At 63.2% G+C, this 21,154-nt stretch carries 17 protein-coding genes; 11 read left to right on the forward strand and 6 right to left on the reverse strand.

The features are described from left to right. Positions 1-34: 34 nt before the first annotated feature. The 4 genes from V5E97_RS36580 to olsI form a co-directional block, all read right to left on the reverse strand. The gene (locus tag V5E97_RS36580) at positions 35-949 is read right to left on the reverse strand and encodes a M28 family peptidase (protein WP_406696475.1); all 915 of its coding nucleotides are present in this window, start codon (positions 947-949) and stop codon (positions 35-37) included. 386 nt (positions 950-1,335) lie between these two features. Beyond that, positions 1,336-2,922: a lyso-ornithine lipid synthetase OlsH gene (gene olsH / locus V5E97_RS36585; RefSeq protein ID WP_406696477.1), complete on the reverse strand. Its 1,587-nt coding sequence runs from the start codon at positions 2,920-2,922 to the stop codon at positions 1,336-1,338. A gap of 1 nt (position 2,923) precedes the next feature. Further along, positions 2,924-3,502 (reverse strand): ornithine lipid N-methyltransferase, encoded by a 579-nt coding sequence (gene olsG, locus V5E97_RS36590; protein ID WP_406696478.1) that lies wholly within the window; start codon positions 3,500-3,502, stop codon positions 2,924-2,926. Positions 3,503-3,567: 65 nt separating this feature from the next. Next, positions 3,568-4,443, reverse strand: coding sequence for an ornithine lipid biosynthesis O-acyltransferase OlsI (gene olsI / locus V5E97_RS36595; protein ID WP_406696479.1), 876 nt, complete (start codon positions 4,441-4,443; stop codon positions 3,568-3,570). Between the two features lie 294 nt (positions 4,444-4,737). On the opposite strand from olsI, the gene V5E97_RS36600 reads away from it, so the two are divergent. From V5E97_RS36600 to cobI, 6 genes are all read left to right on the forward strand, one after another. Further along, a complete protein-coding gene (locus tag V5E97_RS36600) occupies positions 4,738-5,751 on the forward strand; it encodes a TIGR01777 family oxidoreductase (protein ID WP_406696480.1) in 1,014 nt (337 codons plus the stop codon). A 135-nt stretch (positions 5,752-5,886) separates the two neighbouring features. Next, positions 5,887-7,005: an aminotransferase class I/II-fold pyridoxal phosphate-dependent enzyme gene (locus V5E97_RS36605; protein ID WP_406696481.1), complete on the forward strand. Its 1,119-nt coding sequence runs from the start codon at positions 5,887-5,889 to the stop codon at positions 7,003-7,005. Positions 7,006-7,072: 67 nt separating this feature from the next. Next, complete coding sequence (locus tag V5E97_RS36610) at positions 7,073-8,629, forward strand: cobyric acid synthase (RefSeq protein ID WP_406696482.1); 1,557 nt, start codon at positions 7,073-7,075, stop codon at positions 8,627-8,629. Position 8,630: 1 nt separating this feature from the next. Then, entirely contained in the window at positions 8,631-9,608 is a 978-nt protein-coding gene (cbiB, locus tag V5E97_RS36615; RefSeq protein ID WP_406696483.1) for an adenosylcobinamide-phosphate synthase CbiB, read from the forward strand. Between the two features lie 100 nt (positions 9,609-9,708). After that, a complete protein-coding gene (locus V5E97_RS36620; protein WP_406696484.1) occupies positions 9,709-10,719 on the forward strand; it encodes a sirohydrochlorin chelatase in 1,011 nt (336 codons plus the stop codon). Between the two features lie 4 nt (positions 10,720-10,723). Continuing rightward, on the forward strand, positions 10,724-11,434 hold the full coding sequence (gene cobI, locus V5E97_RS36625) for a precorrin-2 C(20)-methyltransferase (RefSeq protein ID WP_406696485.1): 711 nt from the start codon (positions 10,724-10,726) through the stop codon (positions 11,432-11,434). A 347-nt stretch (positions 11,435-11,781) separates the two neighbouring features. Here cobI and V5E97_RS36630 read toward each other — a convergent pair whose 3' ends face one another. Continuing rightward, positions 11,782-13,362: a M28 family peptidase gene (locus V5E97_RS36630; RefSeq protein WP_406696486.1), complete on the reverse strand. Its 1,581-nt coding sequence runs from the start codon at positions 13,360-13,362 to the stop codon at positions 11,782-11,784. 373 nt (positions 13,363-13,735) lie between these two features. Between V5E97_RS36630 and cobJ the strand changes: the two genes are divergently transcribed. The 4 genes from cobJ to V5E97_RS36650 are packed head-to-tail and all read left to right on the forward strand — an operon-like array spanning position 13,736 to position 18,404. After that, entirely contained in the window at positions 13,736-15,277 is a 1,542-nt protein-coding gene (cobJ, locus tag V5E97_RS36635) for a precorrin-3B C(17)-methyltransferase (protein ID WP_406696487.1), read from the forward strand. A 42-nt stretch (positions 15,278-15,319) separates the two neighbouring features. Continuing rightward, positions 15,320-16,477 (forward strand): cobalt-precorrin-5B (C(1))-methyltransferase, encoded by a 1,158-nt coding sequence (locus V5E97_RS36640; RefSeq protein WP_406696488.1) that lies wholly within the window; start codon positions 15,320-15,322, stop codon positions 16,475-16,477. Further along, positions 16,474-17,712 (forward strand): precorrin-6y C5,15-methyltransferase (decarboxylating) subunit CbiE, encoded by a 1,239-nt coding sequence (gene cbiE / locus V5E97_RS36645; RefSeq protein WP_406696489.1) that lies wholly within the window; start codon positions 16,474-16,476, stop codon positions 17,710-17,712. The genes V5E97_RS36640 and cbiE overlap by 4 nt, the downstream gene beginning before the upstream one ends. 17 nt (positions 17,713-17,729) lie before the next feature. Further along, a complete protein-coding gene (locus V5E97_RS36650) occupies positions 17,730-18,404 on the forward strand; it encodes a hypothetical protein (RefSeq protein WP_406696490.1) in 675 nt (224 codons plus the stop codon). Positions 18,405-18,478: 74 nt separating this feature from the next. Here the strand turns inward: V5E97_RS36650 and V5E97_RS36655 are convergent, their stop codons facing one another. Further along, on the reverse strand, positions 18,479-19,765 hold the full coding sequence (locus tag V5E97_RS36655) for a serine/threonine-protein kinase (protein ID WP_406696491.1): 1,287 nt from the start codon (positions 19,763-19,765) through the stop codon (positions 18,479-18,481). 457 nt (positions 19,766-20,222) lie between these two features. Here V5E97_RS36655 and V5E97_RS36660 point away from each other — a divergent pair, with 457 nt between their 5' ends. Further along, on the forward strand, positions 20,223-21,122 hold the full coding sequence (locus tag V5E97_RS36660) for an HAD family hydrolase (RefSeq protein ID WP_406696492.1): 900 nt from the start codon (positions 20,223-20,225) through the stop codon (positions 21,120-21,122). The last annotated feature ends 32 nt before the right edge of the window (positions 21,123-21,154 follow it).

Consider the following 21,154-nt stretch of genomic DNA (forward strand, 5'->3'; position numbering starts at 1 on the left):
CGGTATCCCGCACCACCGCTCGTCATCACCGAGGCTATTTCGTGGTCAGCCAGCCCGTGACTACTCGCCCGACTTGCCTGAGGCTCGCGGGCGAACAGTTCTCGGGCCGGTCCTGCGCCTTGTGCCAGTACGGATAATCGAAGTCGATGACGTCGATCGCGGGAATCCCGCTGTCGTTCAGCGGGATGTGGTCATCAAGGACCGCGCGACCGACACGGTTACGAAACGCGGGGGCCTTGAGTCGACGCGCAACCGTCCAGACGTCCTGGACCAACTTGGGAGCCAATTGAAGGCTGTACGGTTCCTTGGAGATCTGTAAGTTTTTCCCTCCCACCATGTCGAGCACGAGAGCAGCCTGGTAGCGGCTGGCGGACGAGCCCTGCTTGACGGCTTGTTCGTACTCGCGAGCGAACTCCTTCGAGCCCAGGAAGTATTCCCCTCGCTCGTCGTAGACAAGTTCCTCGCCATCAAAAAGCACGAGGTCGACCCCCACGCTCGTCGGCAAGGTCCTGAGATGATGGGCAAGCTCCATGAGCATGGCCACTCCCGAGGCGCCATCATTGGCTCCAAGGTAAGGGGTCCGGCGGAGGGTCGGATCGCTTTCCTGGTCGGCATAAGGGCGAGTGTCATAGTGCGCGGCGATGACCACCCGCTCGGTGCGCTCGGGATGCCACGATCCGATCAGGTTGGCCATCCTGACTGTGGCCCCGCTCAATGGGTCGAGACTCGAGAACGGTTGTTCGCGAACGACCGCCCCGTTCAGGGCGAAATGCTGCGCGACGAGTTGCCGCTGAAGCGTGTTGGCCGCTGAGCCTGCCGGCCGAGGACCAAGATCGGTGATCTGGCTCAGGTAGCGATACGCCCGAGCGCCGTTAATTGGTGCGGGCGCAGGATTCCGATTCGGGCGAACTCTCGACTGAGAGAGCGGCAGAAAGCCTCGCAGCCCCAAGTCATTCCCAGCCGGCTGAGTTCTTGCAGGACCAAAATTACGGACTTGTTGCGGAATCGATAGGTTCTTACGAGCAAGCGGCTTCCCGGAAGCCGAGTCGGAACTGACAGCATCGACCTGGACTACCGCTGACAAAAGTAATCGAGGCTCCAGCGATTGGAACGAGTTCGTGAGCGGAAAGGCGATCGGAACTCTTCGACGGCGCCGAGTGCCCATGGAATCCTGCCCTTGTTCCTAAGGAATGAACGAGTGAGGACCTGTGAAATCACGGCGATCGGAAAAGGAAGTTGCAGAGCCGCTCTTTGAGATTATGCCTTGCGGAATGGCAATGCGACCACTATTTCGAGAGCCGCCAGTTCGTCGTCCGTACTCGACACCCCAATCGTTCAGGCTCCCCCCAGCGGCAACTCTCGCTCGACCAGACCTTGCGTGCGGAGGAACTCCGCGAGTTGGTGGGTGAGTTCCCCTGCGTTATCCATTCGAGGGACTTTGTGCTGGCCGCCGAGCTTGCCGCGCGACCGCATCCAGGCGTCGAATCCACCTGGCCGGGACACGATGAATGCCGGTAAAGGAAGACCGACACCCTCGACGCGATGGGCCTGGTAGTCGGCATTGCGGACGGCGAGGTCGGAATCGAGGGCGCGGCGAAACGCCGGCAAGTCTTCGGGCGGATTGAGGAACTCAAAGATGAAGAGATGATGGCCAAGGGCTCCGTGGAAGACGGGGCCGACGTGCCACTCCCGCACCGACGCTCCCGTGCGCCCCGAAGCGTTCGCAACGGCGGCCTCAACCTCTTCACTGATCAAATGCTCGCCAAATGCGGAGAGCGTGTACTTGGTCCGGCCGGTGAAGGTGAGGAGCGGTGGATCGACCGACTCGAACCTCACCGTGTCGCCGATCACGTGCGACCACATCCCCGCGCAGGTCGACACGACGATCGCATAGTTCACGCCAACCTGCACATTCCCCAGCCAGTGCCGCGTGGGACGGTCCGACTCGAGCTCGTCCACGGGTACGAACTCGTAAAAGATCCCATGATCGAACAGCAGGCGCAGATGCCCGGTCGCTGGGTCACCAAAGGCGATGAACCCCTCAGAGCACGGGTATGACTCCTGAAGGCGGATCCGGGGACTGCCCAGGACCTTGGCAAAGGCCTCGCGGTACGGGTCGAACTTGACGCCCCCGTGAACGACGACCTCGAGCCTGGGCCAGACTTCAGCGATCGTGGTCTTGCCCGAGAGGTCGAGTAGACGCTGAAACAAGGCGAGCAGCCAGCTCGGAACACCCCCGACCAGTGTGATGGGCTCACGCAAGCTTCGCTCGGCCAGGAGTGCGAGTTTGCGGTCCCAGTCCGGCTCCAGCGCCAGTTTCAGCGGGGGAAACGTATAAGGGCGGAGCAACTCGCTGACTTCTTTGGAGGCGATCCCACTCAGGTCCCCTTGGCGGACGCCCGGCGCCGGTTGCTCGAGGTCGCTCGATCCTCCCAGGAAGAAGAGTCGGCCGTGAAAGAGGCGTGAATCCGGGACATGCGCCAGGTGGTACGACACCATCGTCCTGGCCGCTGTCAGGTTCGATGCGAGCATCGCCCGCGACACGGGGATGAACTTCGTGGCGCCTTGCGTCGTGCCACTGGTCAGCGCGAGGTAGGGGATCCGGCCGGGCCAGGTCAGGTTATCGAAAATCGGGTACTGGTCGCGGAGGTACTGACGCCAGAGATCGTCGTAGGTGCGCAGCGGGACCGCGTCTTGAAAGTTCGCGACCGAGCGAATCGAAGCAAACCGATGATCGCGACCGAACCTCGTCCCCTTGGCCTTACCGACCAATCGCATAAGCATTCGTTCCTGAACGAGCGTGGCGTGGGCGCTCGCCAGTTGCTGGACGCGTCGGTGTGCATTCCAGTGAAACGTACGATTCACCACCGACCGGACCGGACGGGAACCGGCGAGGGAGACCAACGGAAATAACAGGCTCATCTCAGAAACTTTCCTTCACACCCCGGCAAAAATAGGCACCGGCCGGGGGAAGGTTGCGAGGTTCGAACACGAACGTCACCTCGTCGAAGAACCGACGATAGAACCGCTGATAAACCCACGGCATCTCGGTGATCTGGTTGAACGTTCCCGACGGGGCGAGTACTTGCTTGACCGCGCGAAAGAGATCGCGTTGCAACGCTTTCGGAAAGGAGGGAACGGGTAGGCCGGAAACGACGTAATCGACCTGCTCGATCCCCCGCTGATTGAGAATTTCGGTGAGATCGCGAACGTCCCCTTCAACCACGTCGAAGTTCGCTCGGTGGGCGAATCGTTCACGAAGCAGCCGAGCGAAGTCGGGGTCTCGCTCCAGGATGATCACGCGGCAATCCGGATGCACTCGATCGGCGATCACCTTCGTGATCGGGCCGGTGCCGGCTCCCAGTTCCACAACGACTCGAGCGCTTTCCCAGGGGATGTTGCGCACGGTTGTCCGTGAAAGCCAAGGGCTACTCGGCGCCAGGCTGGCGATCGCCGTTCCATGCTTGAAGAACTTGCCGAGGAACAGAAAGAAATCTTTCATCGGTGCTCAACGGGGAAGGAACGAGCCAGTCAGGCCACATGGAACCGCGCGCAGGGTGCAGCAAATCATCGGCTCTGGTTCACGACGGTCGACGTCGGACTCTTCACTTGATAAGGCCAGAACCGAGCCGGGATGAGCGTCGGCGGGATCGTCCCAAGTTTATCGTGGAGGAACTGAAGGACGAGTTGGTTGACGAGCCGCGACTTCTCAATCTGAGGAGCATGGCCACACCGGGGGATCACGACCTGCCGAACGTTACGCATCTGGTCGGCCGCGCGGATCGATCCCGGGACGTCGGCGATGACCTGGTCGTTCTCGCCCCAGATCAACAGGGTCGGCTGCGTAACCCGGCTCAACAGCGGTGCGACCGAGTGGCCGACGGTCCCCCGGAGCGTTCGCAGCACCCCTTTCTTCCACTTCCGGTCCTGGAACTTCCGCTCAATCACCGCCACAAGGTCTTCGCTGGCAAAATGAGAGCGGTGGAAGACAGACTGAACAAGAGTATCGTACTGGCTCCGTCTGACCCCTTCCATCATCGGCAGGTTCTCGTCCCCGTGCAGGCCGGAGGGACAGAGCATGACGAGTCGCCCCACCTTCTCAGGGTAGCGCGTGGCGTACGTGAGAATGATCTGGCCGCCGAGGCTGGAACCAACGAGGTGGTACGGAGGACGCTGAACGAATTCATCGAGAAAGGTTGCGAGTCGATCCGTAAGATAGTCAACAGTGACCTCGCCGCCTTCATCGATTCTTCGATGCAGTGAGTCACCGTCGTAGACGAGCAGTTCGGGGGCCTTGACGTCGAAATGTCTCGACCAGTGAGACCGGTTGGCGAACCAGCTTTCCGACTGCTCGGCCAGTCCATTGACCAGGATGAGAGGGGCGGGCCTCTTGGAGGCGTTCAGTCGAGGGAGGTCGAAGAACTTCCGCACGGTTGGATTCATCGGGCTCCAGGACTCCCGGTTTCCGAAGTGGGTTTTGATGGAGTCATCGGAGGCCACTTCCTCTGGGGATCTCTGTCATCGACAATACCATCCGGACTAAGTGCAGCCAACCTGTTCCTGATCGTAACCTCAAAATTGGCTGGCATGTAGAACAAGTTAAGAGGGTGAGCCGCCAGGATCGCCCCGACCGCTTGACGATCGCCGATAAATCGCTACAAGATGTTCCAGCGACTTGGACTTTTGCGTCAAAAAATCATCAGGCGAGATCGTTCCACGAATTCGAGGTGCATCACGATGCGTGTGTTCATCACGGGGGGAACCGGCCTGATTGGACGGCACCTGGTTCGGCGGCTGGCCGAGCGTGGCGATCAGCCGGTGATCCTGTCCCGACATTCGGACCAGGCCCGCCGCGACCCGTCGATGCGCATGCGCGAGATCGTCCCGGGCGACCCAACGACCTCGGGCGCCTGGCAGAACGTGGTCGATGGCTGCGACGCCGTCGTGAACCTGGCCGGGCACAATATCTTCGAGGATCGCTGGAACTCGCAAGTCAAACGCAAGATCCGCGACAGTCGGGTCTACGGCACCGAGAACCTCGTCGCCGCGATCGCGAAAGCGAAGAACGCCCCCAAGGTGATGGTTCAGTCGTCGGCCATCGGCTACTACGGCACACCCGCCGAGGCGGAATTGACCGAGGAGAGTCCGTCGGGCTCCGACTTCATGGCGGTCGTCTGCCGGGAATGGGAAGAGGCCGCGCATCACGTCGAGGCCCTGGGCGTGCGGCTCTCCGTGGTTCGGACCGGCATCGTCCTGGAGCGAGGTGCCGGCGCACTCGGAGTCATGGTGCCGATCTTCAAGTGGCCCTTGGGCGCGGCGCCGATCGGCAATGGCGGCAGTCTCGTCAAGCCGGCCACCGGTCAGCAATGGATGAGCTGGATCCATATCGACGACATCGTCGGCATCTTGCTGCTGGCACTCGACAACCCAGCAGCGACCGGACCGATCAACGGCACGGCCCCGCACCCGGTTCGCAACGCCGAGTTCTCGAAGGCGTTGGCCAGGTCGTTGTGGCGTCCTTGCGCTCCATTCGGCCCCCCTGACCCACTCTTGAAGTTGGTTCTCGGCGAGGTGGCCGATGTCATCACGAAGGGCCAGAAGGTACTTCCGACCCGGGCACTGGCGTTGGGCTATTCGTTCAAATATCCCACGCTCGACGCCGCGATGAAGGCCTTGTTCGCCAAACCGGCCGTCGCCACGGTTCCCAAACCCGAGCCGAGCTCGGCCGTAAAGTCCGGCCACCACCATTAAAACAAAATGCGCGAGCCAAATCGCCGCTGGGCCCGGGGCGTCACGAGGATTCGCCGGCCCAGCGCGATCTTCGCGCCCCGCGGGAGAGGTTCCGCCCTGGACTCGACACTCGTTCCCCAAAAGCTGTTCTGACCTATGAGACCCATTCCCCACGGCGGCAACCCGGCTGAAGCGCGACGCCGTTACGGACTCGGCGAGCGTCATCTCATTGATTTTTCCGCATGCCTGAATCCGTTCGGCCCCTCACCGACGGTGATCGCGGCCGCGCGGGCGGGGCTCGACCACGTCGGTGAGTTTCCGGAGCCAGGTTGCCCTCGGCTGGCGGAACGGATCGCGGAATTCCATGGCGTGCCCATCGATCACGTCGTCGTGGGGGCGGGAACCAGTGAGCTGATCAGCCTGATCGCTCAGTCCCTCCGTGAGGTCCTGGCGCTCCACGCCTACGAGAATGGCGACCCCGCCATGGCCGTCTCTCACCTGGTCGAACCGACCTATGGCGACTATCGCCGCGTGTCGGTCCTGAACGAGTTGAGGATCGAGACCTGGGGGACCCACATCCTCAACTGGCACCAGGAGGAGTTCCCGGAACCGGCGGCCGGCGTCTTCTGGACCGGACACCCGGACAATCCGACCGGCCGGGCCTGGGACCGGACTGTGCTCCTGCCGCGCGTCGACGCGTCGCTCGGGCTCTTGACCGTGGTCGATGAGGCCTATTTGCCGTTCCTGGCCGACGAGTCGGAGCGGACCTTGGTGCAGGCGGCGACAAGCCGAGAGAACCTGCTCGTCCTCCGGTCATTCGGTCCGATCGCCGCCATCCCAGGGCTCCGGATCGGTTACGCCGTCGCCTCGCCCGACATGGTGATCCGGCTCAAGCAGTATCAGGACCCGTGGACCATCACGCAAGTCGCCGAGGCCGCCGCACTCGCGGCGCTCGATGACAACGACTCGCGCCAACGCGTCATCCAACTCCTATCCGAGGAAGTGCCTCGCCTGACCGATCGCCTCTGGGAGATCCCCGGCCTGCGCCCCGCCTGGCCTGAGCACGAACGCCCCGGCAACGCTCCGCCCGCGCCGAACTATCTCCTGGTCAGTCTCTCGGAGACAGTCTGGACCTCCCGCAAGTTCATGAAGTCCTGGCCCATCGGGGATTCTTGGTCCGTGAATGTTCCGACTATCGCGGGCTCGAAGTCGGAGCACTCCTCACGGGACATGACAAGCTGGTCGCAACCCAGGGCCATCTTCGAATCGCCATAAGAACACCCACCGAGAACGACCGGCTGATCGCCGCGCTTGCCGAAGTCTTGAGTTCGGAGCCTCCCCGTTGACTCGTTCTGATCTCCCGCCTCGCGCCTCCAGCTTGATGGTCCTCGGTACAGCGAGCCACGTCGGCAAGAGCCTACTGACCGCGGCCTTTTGCCGCTTGCTCGCGGAAGCAGGACATCGCGTCGCCCCCTTCAAAGCCCAGAACATGGCGCTCAATAGCTTCGTCACGCTCGAAGGGGGCGAAATCGGTCGCGCTCAAGTCGCGCAAGCCGAGGCGAGCGGAATCGCCCCTCACGTCGATATGAACCCGATCTTGCTCAAGCCGATGGGGGGCGTCTCGCAAGTCATCGTCGAGGGCCACCCGATCGGCGTCATGTCGGCCCGCGAATACTACGCGGAGAAAGCAACGCTCTGGCCTCGGGTGACCGCCGCCTACGACCGCCTCGCCAGCCGCTATGAGCGGGTCGTCCTCGAAGGAGCGGGGAGCCCGGTCGAAATCAACCTGACCGAGCACGACCTCACCAACCTCAAAATGGCGCACCACGCCGACGCCGCTGTCATCCTCGTGGCCGATATCGAACGCGGGGGCGTCTTCGCGCAAATCATCGGGACCTGGGAACTGCTCGAACCGAGAGATCGAGCACGCGTGGTCGGCTTCATCATCAACAAGTTCCGAGGTGATGTCACCTTGCTCGATTCCGGCCTGGCGTTCGTCCGGGAACGAACCGGGGTGCCGGTGCTCGGAGTTTTGCCTTATCGGCCCGACCTGCAGATCGACCAGGAAGACTCACTCGGAATCGACGAAACGGCCACGTTCGACGACGAAGCGCTCGGTCCCGGCGACCTTGACGTGGCGGTCGCGCGATTGCCCGGCATGAGCAACTTCACCGACTTCTGGCCGTTGTCGCGCATCCCAGGCGTCCGGGTTCGCTACGTGGAGCGAGGCGTGAATTTCGGTCGGCCCGACCTCTTCGTGCTCCCCGGCACGAAAACGACGGTGCGCGACCTCGACTGGCTGAGACAGGTCGGACTCGCCGATCGGATCATCGCCTCCCGGGCCGAACCGGACGGGCCGCAGATCCTCGGAATCTGCGGCGGCTTCCAGATGCTCGGCCGTTGGATCGAGGATCCGCTCGGCATCGAGTCGAGCCAGAAGCAAGTGGAAGGGCTCGGTCTGCTCGACACGGTCACCCGATTCGCGGAGAGCAAGACCCGACAGCTCGTGTCGGGTCGAGTGATCGGTATGGACCTGCCCATCCTCGGCTATGAAATTCACATGGGAGAAACCGAGCGCGGCGACTCGACGCTGCCCTGGTTCTCGCTGATTCGACACCGCAACCAGGCCGCAATCCTCGACGGAGCGATCGATCAGGCAGGGCGAGTCTCGGGCACCTACGTTCACGGGATCTTCGATAGCGCTCCATTCGCGGAGCAGTTCATCAACCAGCTCCGCGCCCGGCGTGGATTCGCTCCCCTCGCCACGCCCGAATGGCAGTCGCATCGCGACTTCCTCGCCGGACGTTACGCGAAGCTGGCCGAATTCCTCCGAGCCCACCTCGATCTCGCGCCGATCTGGGCCGCCCTTGCTGAGCCTTCGGCCCGGAGCGCGGACTGAGATGGAAAGCCTCACCCTCGCGGTCTGGTCGCTCCCACTTGGGGCGGCGCTCGATCTTCTGCTCGGTGATCCAAGAGGATGGCCGCATCCCGTCCGGGCCATCGGCCGCTTGATCGTTCGCCTTGAGGCCGTCGCGCGATCCCTCATCCAGCGGGCAGGCGGCGGAGCGTCCAGGGAGCGGCTGGCCGGAGTCTGGCTGACTGTCATCGTGGTCGGGTTCGTGGGCCTGATTGCTTCGGAGTTCGTCGCCGCCTGCGATTGGCTGGGCCCGGTCCCCTCGCTGATGGGCCGAACTCTGTTGATCTATTGGGGCCTGGCTGCGCGGAGTCTTGGGGACGAGACCCTCCAGGCGTCGGAGGCGATCGACCTCAAAACGGCTCGTCGCGAGTTGGCGATGATCGTCGGCCGCGACACGGCCACGCTCGACGGAGCCGAGATTGGTCGAGCCTGCGTGGAGACGGTGGCCGAGAACTACGCCGACGCCGTCGTCGCCCCCCTCTTCTGGTTCGTGGTCGGCGGGCCTGTCGGTCTCTGGATGTTCAAAGCTATCAGCACTCTTGATAGCATGGTCGGCTACCGTAACGCCAAGTATCGTGACTTCGGCTGGGCCTCAGCGCGGCTCGACGACCTGGCGGCCCTGATCCCGTCGCGCTTGGCCTGGCTGTTGATCAGCTTTGCCGCCTGGATCGCGGGAGAGCGGGCCGGAAATGCCATTCGGATCGGCTGGCGCGACGGCCGCAACCATCCGAGCCCGAATGCCGGCTGGGGCGAAGCCGCCATGGCGGGCGCCTTGGGCATCCAGCTTGGAGGGCCAGCCACATATGGAGGCGTACCGGGCTTCAAGCCATTGCTGGGTGAGCCGGACGAGCCGATCAACCGACGCACGGTCCGCCGATCGGTCCGGGTGATGCGAGTGGCCGCGATCCTGGCGGTTACGTTTGCCTGGGGAGTTCGGAGCGGGCTCTTCGGATCGCCTTGACCCACTGCGCCGGGGCGTGCTAGTTTTGTGGTGAATTCCGACGACCATGGCAGGTTGCGACGAATTGCAAATGGTTGCAACCCAGGGGTGGATCAACGCCATGTCTGAGGCCTTGCTGATCGCCGCGCACGGCAGCCGCGACGAGGCGGGAGTGGAAGAATTCTGGGAGTTTGCCGACGCCTGGCGTCGGCTCCGCCCCGACCGGATCCAAGCGGCCGGATTCCTCGAGTTCGCCCAGCCCACGATCGGCGCCGCGATCGACCAGCTCATCGACCGCGGAGCGACCCGGATCGTTGTCGTTCCTGCGATGCTCATGGCGGCCGGCCACGTCAAAAACGACGTGCCGAGCGAGGTCCAGGAATCGCGCGGCCGGCACCCGAACGTGACGTTTCAGATGGCCCGGGCGCTCGATATCCACCCCGCGCTGCTGGAGCTCTGTCACGTCCGTTATCGCGAGACGATCGCCCCTCTGCGCGAGGTCCCCGCCGAGCGCACTCTGCTCCTCCTCGTGGGACGGGGGACGTCCGACCCGGACGCGAACGCCAATATCGCACGCGTCTCTCGGTTCCTCTGGGAATCGTACGGGGTGGGCTGGGCGAGCGTGGCCTTCTCGGGCGTTACCACACCCAACGTCGATCAGGCGTTGACGGTCTGCCGCCGACTCGGATTCGATCGCATTGTTGTTCAACCCTACTTCCTCTTCGATGGCATCCTGCTCAAGCGGATCCGCGACACGGCCGAGCGACATGCCGCACTCGACCCGAGCGTGGAGATCGTGACTGTCCCCCATCTTCGGCTCCACCCGCTCTTGCTCCAGGCGTTCGAGGACCGGGCTCACGAGGCAATCCACGGCGCGCCGCACATGAACTGCGACCTCTGCAAATATCGCGTTCGGCTGCTCGGTCGCGAATCCGAGATCGGCCTCCCGCAGGTCGGCCATCATCATCACGTGCGGGCCTCGTCTGACCTGACCGATGACTTCGATCATGGCCACGACCATCGCCTCCGACGGCGACGGCGTCCTGCCCTAATGCCGGCGGCCGACACAGCCTTCCATCCGTGGGATGAGCGTTTGCTCCAACGGTTGCACCTGATCACTGAGTCGAGGTGATCGCGTGTCAGAGTCCGCCCTGCCAGCGACAGTTTATGTGGTCGGGGTCGGCCCCGGGGAAACCGATCTCCTCACCTTGCGGGCCGTCAAGGTCCTCGAACGCTGCGAGGTGATCTTCCACCCAGGGCCTCGGGATGACTCCGGATTCGCCCTTGCGGTTGTCGCCCCCCTGCTCCGCCCCAACCAGCTCATCCGAGGGGCAGAGCTTGCGATGCGCCGAGGCCCGGACGACGGCACGGTCGGCTACGATCGCGTGGCCCAGCGACTCGCCCACGAGGCCAGCCAAGGCCGGCCTGTGGCGTTTCTGACCGAAGGCGACCCGATGCTCTTCGGCTCCGGGTCGTACGTCGCCGAGCGGCTCCGCCTGATCGCGCCTGATGTCCCGGTCGAGATCGTCCCCGGTGTCAGCGCGTCTTCGGCCGCCGCCGCACGACTTGGCTGGCCGCTGGCCCAAAAAGACGAAATCCTCACCATATGTCCGGGCACGTATCATTCCGACGAGATCGGCGCGATTCTCGATCGAGGCGGCCCGGTCTGCTGGTTCAAGGCCGCCGCCGTCCTCCCTCGATTGGTTGAGGAGCTTCGCCAGCGTGGTCGTCTCGATCGCGCCGCGCTCATCGAACGGATCGGCCATCCTGATGAACGCGTCTTCCTCGATATTTCGGAAGCGCTCCTGGTCGATCTGTCCTACTTCTCGCTGGTCCTCGTGAGATAGCATGCTCAAATCCACACAACGATCCGCGACAGAGCTAAAGAATCGATGATTCTGAGTCTGTCGCAAGGAAACCGGGCCGTCTGTTTGCCCCGGAGGCCAAAATTCGCGGGAGAAACTCGTTCCCACGCTCTGCGTGGGAATGCCGTTCTGGCCGCTCTGCGGCCCAACCCGCCGGGGAAGACGACGCGGAGCGTCGCGGACGGCATTCCCACGCAGAGCGTGGGAACGAGATCCCGGTATCCTTGCTACAGTCTCATGATGCTTGCGGTTTCCGCCGCGGGTTGGTTTGCAGTAGCACGGCCGGGCCGGAAATCCATCGAGACTCTCGCCCGGTCGCGAATCGTTGTTTATTGAGCTGCGCCAAGACTCCGCGCCTTACGATACACGGCCGTCTTGGGATTCGTTTCGTTCCACTGCGGTTCGGCAGGGTCTTCAGCGATCATCAACAACGCACGGGCGGTCATCCGGTTGACTTTGGCCATGTTCGCGTAGTCGATCTTGTCCCAGTGATCGCTGAGTCCATGATAGTCGGGATAATCAAACGAGACCGTAAGGGTATGGGCAGGGACACCCAGATCAGCCAGAGCTTGATTGTCGCTCCTGGCGAAGTAGGCGTCGCCGTTTTGGGGATGTTTGTAGACTCGGATTCCCTCCGCCTTACCTGCGGCCTGGAAGACATTTCCCACGGTTGAGAAATCAATCCCGGTCATGGACGCGGAGGCAACCTGCGGGCCTTCGGTGCTATCGGTGCGGCCTACTTGTTCCAGATTGACGTCGGCCACCGTCTTGGCGATCGGAACGAGGGGGTGGCGAGCGTAGTATCGCGAGCCGAGCAGGCCCTTCTCTTCACCGAAGAAGGTCAGGAAAACCAGGCTACGGCTCGGTCGCTGCTTGAGTTTGGCCAGGGCCGAAGCAACTTCGATGACGGTGACCGTCCCACTGCCATCGTCGTTCGCACCGTTGTAGATCCGATCGTCAGCGGCCGAAGCTCGAACTCCGATGTGGTCGTAGTGGGCCGTCAGGAGGACATACGTTTCTTTCAATGTCGGGTCCGATCCCCGTAACAAGCCCGCGACATTGCGAATCTTGACCGGCCTGAGCGTGGGCTCATCCAGATGGACCGAGAATTCCCATGGGGACTCGCCAATCGGAAGCGCGTCGAAGATTTCCACGACCTTCGAATCGTGAATTTTGACGAGAGGAAAGCCCAGCCGATCCGCAAGCGAGGCACGAGACCCGCTCGGGAATTCAGGATCGATCAAGCGCTGACCGTCGAGCCCGGAGGCCTGTTTCAAATCGCGGCTGATATTGACCACAAGCGCGGGCTTCAGTTCTCGCATGCGAGTGAGGAACCGATTGAACGCGATCAAGGTCGCCGGTTTCCGATCGGTTGCGACGCGTTCGGGATCCGGACATTCGGTGATGACCACTTTTCCTTGAATCTGATCAAGCTTGAGGGTTTCGATCTCGCGGAGCTCGACCTTGACCGATGGCTTGCTCGTGAGGTCGATTCCCTTTAACCCCGCCATGCTCACCTGGTCCTTGGTTAGCGGGATTCGGTCATCGCCCCGCCGCATCTCGAACGCGAAACTTCGGGCATTCGGCTCGGCAAATTGCCAGTTGGCCGTCTGAAAATAGCCATCATCCCCGACCGGCTCGAGCCCGGCGCGTCGGAACTGGGCGGCGATATATTCGGCCGCAAGGTCAAGCCCTCGAGAGGGAGTGTCACGCCCCTCGAGTAAGTCCGATGCGAGGAACGAGAGATGCCCTTGAAGCGAGTCCGCCGAGATCTGGTCGAGCGCGGCACTTTGGTCCGCCGTCGGATCAAAGGCTGGCGGAGCTTTGTCCTCAGCACCATGGGCCCAGATCGCAATCGTGAGAGCAATTCCTGTAAAGATATATTCGACCCTAAGAATCTTGCCGAGCATGTGCAGGTCATCTCCTTTTAGGGAAGATCGGCATCCGCGACAACGGCGGAGCCACCCCCCGCGAGGGTTGGAGCCCGGAAGCGTGCCGCCGAGTTCCCGAGTGGCGGCGTCGATTATAATCAAGCGATCGTCTGAATAAACTGAGCGAAGTCTGAGCGATCGGGAGTGAGGAGGAAAACAAGGTGTGGTTTCGCTTCCTCCATCAGGGCGGAATGGTAGATCCGGCAAGTCCGGTAGGAAACGGCCGGGCCGGCCGGGCTACTCCTTCGGCTCTCGGCTCAAGCTCTCTTGCAGTCGCTGGCGGTAAAGGTGACGATCATCTTGTTGCTGGGGCTTCCTCTCTGGCCCTTGCAATCGAACAACGGGTGAATCGATGCCCGTGCCTTTTAACGGATGGTCGTCCTGGTACGCTGAACCCATGAGTCTTGAAGATCAAGTCGCCGGCACACTGTATGTTGTTGGGCTCGGGCCGGGTTCCGCCGGACTCCTCACTCCCGATGCCTCGGCCGCCCTGGCGGCCTCTGAGGCGATTGTCGGCTATCGCGGGTACCTCGACCTGATCGAGGATCGGCTCGCGGGAAAGACGATCGTGGGACGCGAGCTCGGCGAGGAGGTGGAACGAGCACGGCTGGCGCTCGAGCTCGCCGAGCAGGGTCGCACGGTCGCGCTGATCTCGACGGGTGACGCGGGAATTTACGGGATGGGGGGCGTGGTCTGGGAACTGGCCGCTCGAGTCGGCACGACGGCCGAACTTGTGGTCGTGCCGGGCGTGACGGCCGCCTGCTCGGCCGCGGCCCTGCTCGGCGCTCCGATCGCTCACGACTGGGCGAGCATCAGTCTGAGCGACCTGCTCACTCCCTGGGAAGTGATCGTTCGCCGGGTCGATGCCGCCGCAGAGGCAGACTTCGTCGTCGCTCTCTACAATCCGGCCAGTCGGAAACGAACCCGCCAGCTTGCGGCCGTTGCCGAACGGCTGCTCGTCCATCGGTCTCCGGAGACCCCCGTCGGCCTGGTCGAGAACGCGTACAGGCCCGGTGAACGGGTCGAGATCGTATCGCTTTTGGACCTGGCCCTCGGAAAAGCGGCCGTGAACATGTTCACGACCGTTGTGGTCGGCAGCTCACGTACGTTCGTCTCGAACGGCAAGATGGTCACCCCGCGGATCTATGCCGCAAAAGCTCCGAAGGCTGAAGCGACCGCCTCGATTGAGGGGACGACAAACGGTCGAGCCGCGGGCGACCTGATCATGGCCGAGTCGATGGCGATCATCGAGCGCGAGCTTGGCCCCGAGCCGAGCGATCCGGCCGAACGCGCGGTTCTCCGACGCGTGATTCACGCGTCGGCCGACTTCGAGTTCGCGGGCAGCTTGCAGTTCAGCCCTGGTGCGATCGAGGCCGCCATCAAGGCGTTTCGAGGCGAAGGCTCCGATTCGAGCGCACCGGGATTGCCGGCAAGTGTGATCACAGACGTAGAAATGCTCAAGTCGGGAATTCGCCGCGATCTGACTGAACCTCTAGGGGTTTCCACGTACTGCCTCCTGAACCACTCCCGGTCGCGGCGAATCGCCGGGGACGACGCGATCACGCGATCGGCCGCGGGTCTACGACTGGCTGCCACGGAAGTCGGCAGCAACGTTGTCGTCGCCATCGGGAACGCGCCGACGGCCCTTGAGGAAACGCTCAGGCTGATCCGCGAGACGGCCTGGCGCCCTGCCTGTGTGATCGGGATCCCGGTCGGGTTCGTGGGGGTCGAGGCCTCGAAGCAGCGGCTCGTCGCGGACTCTTCAGTCAGTGGCGTTCCGTTTATCACGAGCCTGGGGCGTAAGGGGGGGACGGCGGTCACCGCGGCCGTGGTCAACGCCCTGCTCGAACTGGCGAGGAGTACGCCGCGGAATCGAACGCTGGCGGGAGATTGATCGCGTCACCGCTTCGCTCAATCGGGGTCGCAGGCACATTCCATGTTCAAGATCGAACGCCCTCCATTCCAGCTCGTTCGCGGCCTCTCCGTCGCCCCCCGCAATCCCCAAGGGACTCGAGAGGGGTATACGACCGGGGCCTCAGCGGCGGCGGCCACTCAGGCGGCATGCCGCCTGCTCGAGCGGGACGAGCGCCCCGAGTCCGTGTCCGTTCCCTCGCCACTCGGCTTCGACCTGATCATCCCGATCAACCGGCTCGCGTTTGCCGATGCGACGGCGACGGCCGGAGTGATCAAAGATGGGGGAGACGACCCCGACGTCACTCATGGAGCCGAGATCATCGTGGTGGTGCGACGGGTCGACTTGCCGGGGGTCCATATTCGCGGAGGCGTCGGGGTCGGCACGATCACACAGCCCGGTCTGGAGCTCCCCCCCGGGTCTCCCGCCATCAACCCGGTCCCGCGGCTGATGATCGCGCAGGGGGTGGCCATCGTCCTCGGGACCGATCAGCCAGACCCCGGCGTCGAGGTCACGGTCTCGATCCCAGGCGGTGAGGAGCTCGCCAAGAAGACGCTCAATTCCCGGATCGGAATCGTCGGCGGACTCTCGATCCTCGGCACGACGGGGGTGGTCCGACCGATGAGCACGGCCAGTTGGCGGGCGTCGGTCTTGCAGTCGATCGATGTGGCCGCCGCCAATAGTTTGAAGCACATCGTGCTCACGACGGGAGGGCGGTCCGAGCGGTTTGCCGCCGCGATCTACCCCGCGCTTCCCGAAATGGCCTTCGTGCAAATGGGGATCTTCACGGGAGACGGGTTGCGCAGGGCCGTCGAGCGGGGAGTACCGAAGGTCACGGTCTGCGGAATGATCGGGAAGCTGGCCAAGCTGGCCACGGGGCAAATGCAGACCCACGTGGCGGGCGGAGCTGTCGACGTGACGTTCCTGGCCGATCTCGCCCGAGACGCCGGTGCGGATGACAGCTTGGTGGCCCAAATCGGTACGGCCAACACCGCAAGGCATGTGGAAGACTTGATCGATGCGGCAGGTTTCACTGAGCTCTACAACCTGATCGCCGCGAAAACCGCCTCCACCTGTCAGGCTCACGTCAAAGGGGCACTTTCCATCGAGGCCGTCATGTTCGACTTCGATGGCGGTATCCTCGGTCGCGCCTCGGTCGACGCCAAGGCAGCGCTGTCATGAGTCGCCCCATTCACATCCTCGGCCTCGGCGCAAACGGCACGGAAAGCCTTTCCGAGCGAGCCAGGGAGGCGCTGAACGCGGCCACGTTCGTCGCGGGAGGGAAGCGGCATCTGGCCCTGGTCGAGCCTCGACAAGTCGAGATTTTTGCAATCACGAATAACCTCAACGAGCTGGCCACGCGCCTCCGGAACCGCGGACCTGACGAACGTTGTGTGGTCCTCGCCTCGGGCGACCCGCTCTGCTACGGCGTCGGCGTCACGCTTCAGCGAGCACTCGGTTCCGAACCGCTCGAGATCGAGCCAGCCCTTTGTAGCCTCCAACTCGCGTTCGCGCGTGCCGCCCACTCGTGGCAGGATGCGGCGATCGCCAGTATCCATGGCCGGCCCGCGCCGCCGGTTTTGATTCCGCTCCTCGGGAAACCGAAGATCGGCCTGTTCACCCAGGACGGCTCGAGTCCGTCGGCGGTCGCCGATTTCTTTCTGGAACGCGGACTCGACGACTACCGCGTCTGGGTCTGCGAAGACCTCGGAAGCCCGACCGAACGCGTCACCCGGCTCGCGATTCAGGAGCTTCCAAACCGTCGGTTCCGCGACCTGAACTTCCTGGTTCTCATCCGTAATGAAAGCGATGGCTCGCGTCCAGGCTTCACGAGCCGGCCCGCCGTCCCGGCCGACGACGAGTTCGCCCGGCCCGAGGGCGGCCCTGTGCTCTTGACGCATCGGGACGTCCGCTCCATCGCCTTGAATCGGTTCGCGGACGTTCCACCCGGCCCGATCTGGGACCTGGGGGCAGGGCTCGGGGGAGTTTCGGTTGGTCTGGCCAATCAGTTCCCCACACGCGAGGTGGTCGCCGTCGAGCGCTCATCCACGCAACTCGAGTATCTCCGGGAAAACCGAAAACAGTTCGAAGCCTGGAACCTGCGGATCATCCACGGGGCCGCCCCCGCCGCCCTTGCCGACGAAGTCGCTCCCGCGGCCGTCTTCGTCGGCGGTTCGGGGAGACAGCTCGACCTGATCCTCGACCTCGTCCTCAGCCGACTCATCCCCCAGGGCGTTTTCGTGGCCAACTTTGTCGGACTGGAAAATCTCGCGCAGACTTTGGTACGGCTCCGGCTCGAAGGTTGGTCTCCGACCGTGACACAGGTGCAGATCAGTCCCGGACAAGACCTGGCGGGCCTGACAACCTTCGTGCCACTTCGCCCAGTCTGGATCGTCCAAGGCCGTCGACCCACCTGACAAAGGACGGCAATGCGATGGCAGAACGCTCGGGGCTGACCGTGGCGGCGGGTCTCTGGGGAATCGCGTTCGCCGCCCTGGGCATGACGGCGCTCACCACCACGGCCGACGCCAGGCGGGTGATCGGCCTCACCTCCGTCGGACACGCCTTGACCGGACTGGCTCTGGTCCTGACTTTCGCCGATCGGGACGGAAAGCGTTCCCTGGCCGGGCGGGCCACGACGATCCTCTATCTTGCCATCTTCCTGATGATCGAGCTGGCTGGACTGCTCTTCATGCTTACCATGGGAGAGCGAAATCTGGCGCTCTGGTTTGCCCTCGGCGCCAGCTTCTCGGCGCTTGGGAGCGTACTCACCTGGCGGAACGTTCCCGGCGACGACGTCCTGGCCTGCCAGCTCTTCTTCCACTCCGCGATCATCGCCCCACTGGTCGCGGCCCTGCCCGTCTTCCTGATCGACCTGACCAGGAATCAGGATCTGAGCGGCACTCCCCTGGGTCTGACGACGATGAGTCTGACGGTCTCGGTCGGCTGCGCTGTCGCGATCCCACTCTTGGTCGTGGCGTTGCTGACGGCCCTCGCATACAACGTCTCGAGGCCCAGGTCGAACCAGGCCCTCGCGTGGTCCGTCCTGACCGCTCACCAGTTGATGTTCGCCGTCCTCGTGTTTCGATGGGCCGCCAACGGGCTCTGAACACGACAAGGACCGGTCCGGCTGGTGAGCAAGGACAGGAATCCAGCCATTTGGCAGGCGTCTCGGTTCTGGACTCAACGGACGAGGAGGGCGATTCCGAAGCCGCAGGCGAACGCGACCGCCAGGGCGCCCAGGGACGCGAACAAGGCCCCTTTTGGTTTTCGCTCAGCCAGGCCGGCGAGCGGCTGAAACCAGCGGGGATACTTTGGCCTGACCGTGACCACGACCGGGGGTGCAGCCACCGGTGGGGGCGTCACCACGGGGGCGGGCCGGGCTGGGGCCGGTTCTCGTTCCGCGGGGGGCGCCACTCGCTTGACTTTGGGGCGAATCAGGGCCAGGAGTGCTTCGGAAGCCTCGGTTGCGGTCTGGAATCGCTCGCTCGGCCGGTGAGCCAGCAGTTTATCGACGACTTTCACAAGGCCCGGAGGAAGGTTAGGCTGGACTTCAGAGAGCGGCACCGGCCGGCCGCTGATCCGCTTGCCGAGCCGCTCGATCGGATTTTCGCCCGGATAAGGGAGGCGACCGGTCATCATATGGTACATCGAGCAACCAAGGCTGAAGAGATCGCTCCGTCCGTCAACGTCGCGACCGCAAGCCTGCTCGGGGGACATGTAGTCGACCGTGCCGACCGCGATCCCATCGGCCGTCGCGAACGAGGACGCGTCGTCAGCCTCCATCAAAACGCCGAGTCCCAGGTCGAGAACCTTGATCTTGAGGTCGTCGGTCAGTAGGAGGTTCGACGGCTTGACATCGCGATGCACAATCCCCTGCTCGTGCGCGTGGGCCAGGCCGAGCGCAGCCTGCGCGGCATAGTTGACCATGTCGGGAGGAGCGATCGGCGACTTGCGAAAGACCTGGGCCAGACTCTGCCCGCTGACATACTCCATCACGAGATAGAGAACTTTGTTCAGTTGGTCGGCGTCGTAGGCGCGCACCACGTTCGGGTGATCGAGCCGGCCAACCAGCTTCATCTCGCGATAGAACCGTGCCACGACCCGTTCGTTCGTCGCGATCTCGGGGGCGATGATCTTGAGTGCCACCACCCGGTCCATCATCAAATGGTGGGCCTTGTACACTCGCCCCATCGAACCGGAGCCGAGTCGGTCAAGAATGGCGTAGCGGCCAACGACCATCCCGTGCGTTTTGTTGCTCAGGAATCGCTTCGTCTGGTACGCGGTAAGTACTTTGTCGTTGACAAGTTGCGTCGCCAGCGCTTTGGTATCGTTGGAATACTCGCCGCGGAGGACTTTGGCTTTGACTTCCTGAAATTGACGGTCGGTCAGCACGCCCGCTGACCGTATGACCGACAAGAGATCGAGAGGAACGCTATCCGACGGCTTCGGCTTCTCGAAGGTCGCCATGTCGAATTCACCCGGTTTCTTTCCGGCGTCCTCTTCGATCAAGATTGGCGAGGCCCGCAGCTTCGCCAGACATCCGACGATACCACAGGTTTCACAGAACCTCAAAGAAACAATTCGTGGAGTCAATACGCATTCATCGCCCGGCGTTCTCACTGCCGCGACCAGCAAAACACCCGAAATCAGCCCAGCCATCCGCCTTCCAAGCAAGCCACCCATTCGTCAAAGTCGAACCGTCACTCCACCTGGTCACAACCCTGACTGCTGCATCCGCCAGGTTCATTGACGTCGAGGAGGTTGTGGCTCGCCTCGCTCGAAACTTTCGAAGCGGTTCGCTTTGGTGGAGCGTCGACTGGACATCGTCGCTGGCGACGACTACGATTTCGATCGATGCGCCGAGCCAAGCTCATGGCTTCCGAGGGACCGGTGCGTCCCGTTCGACCCGAAAAGGAACATTGCAATGACGGCGTCAGCCGACCCGCAGTCGCCCCTTCGAGATTTTCGAAAGACGCAGGAATTCTTCATTGGCATCGACAGCGACGGCTGCGCATTCGACACGATGGAGGTGAAGCACAAGGAATGCTTCATCCCCAACATCATCGAGTTCTTCGGCCTGGCAGCCGTCTCGAAGTACGCGCGTGAAGCTGCGGAGTTCGTCAACCTCTACTCGCTCTGGCGCGGGATCAACCGCTTCCCTGCCCTGACCATGGCGCTCGACCTCTTGACCGAGCGGCCCGAAGTGGCCCGCCGCGGCTTCAAGGTGCCGAAACTGACCGGCGTGAGAAGCTGGATCGAACGGGAGACCAAGCTGGCCAACCCGACCCTGAAGGCCGAGGTCGCCAAGACCAACGACCCGGACCTCGCCCTCGCCTTGGAGTGGAGCGAGGCCGTGAATCGGAAGGTCGGCGACATCGTCCGCGATGTCCCTCCGTTCCCCTTCGTGCGGCAGTCGATCGAGGCCATGAGTGGGAAGGCCGACGTCATGGTGGTCTCAGCCACCCCCGGAGAGGCCCTGAACCGCGAGTGGGAAGAGCACGGGCTCAAGTCACACGTCGCGCTGATCGCCGGGCAGGAGATGGGAAGCAAGAAGGAACACCTCGGGATCGCCGCGGCCGACAAGTATGAGAAGACCAAGATCCTCATGATCGGCGACGCCCCCGGCGATCGCAAAGCGGCCGAAGCCAACCACGTGCTCTTCTACCCGATCGACCCGGGTCAGGAAGACGAGTCCTGGCAGCGGTTCTACGAGGAGGCCCTCCCCCGCTTCTTCGCGGGCACCTACGCCGGCGCCTACATGAACGAGCAGATCGCCCGCTTCGAAAAACTGCTGCCCGAGACGCCCCCTTGGAAAAAAGGGTGATTCCGGCCGCAGTCGCTTATGATCGAGTCACC

This window comes from Singulisphaera photorubra (genome assembly GCF_045290345.1).
GTDB lineage: Bacteria > Planctomycetota > Planctomycetia > Isosphaerales > Isosphaeraceae > Singulisphaera.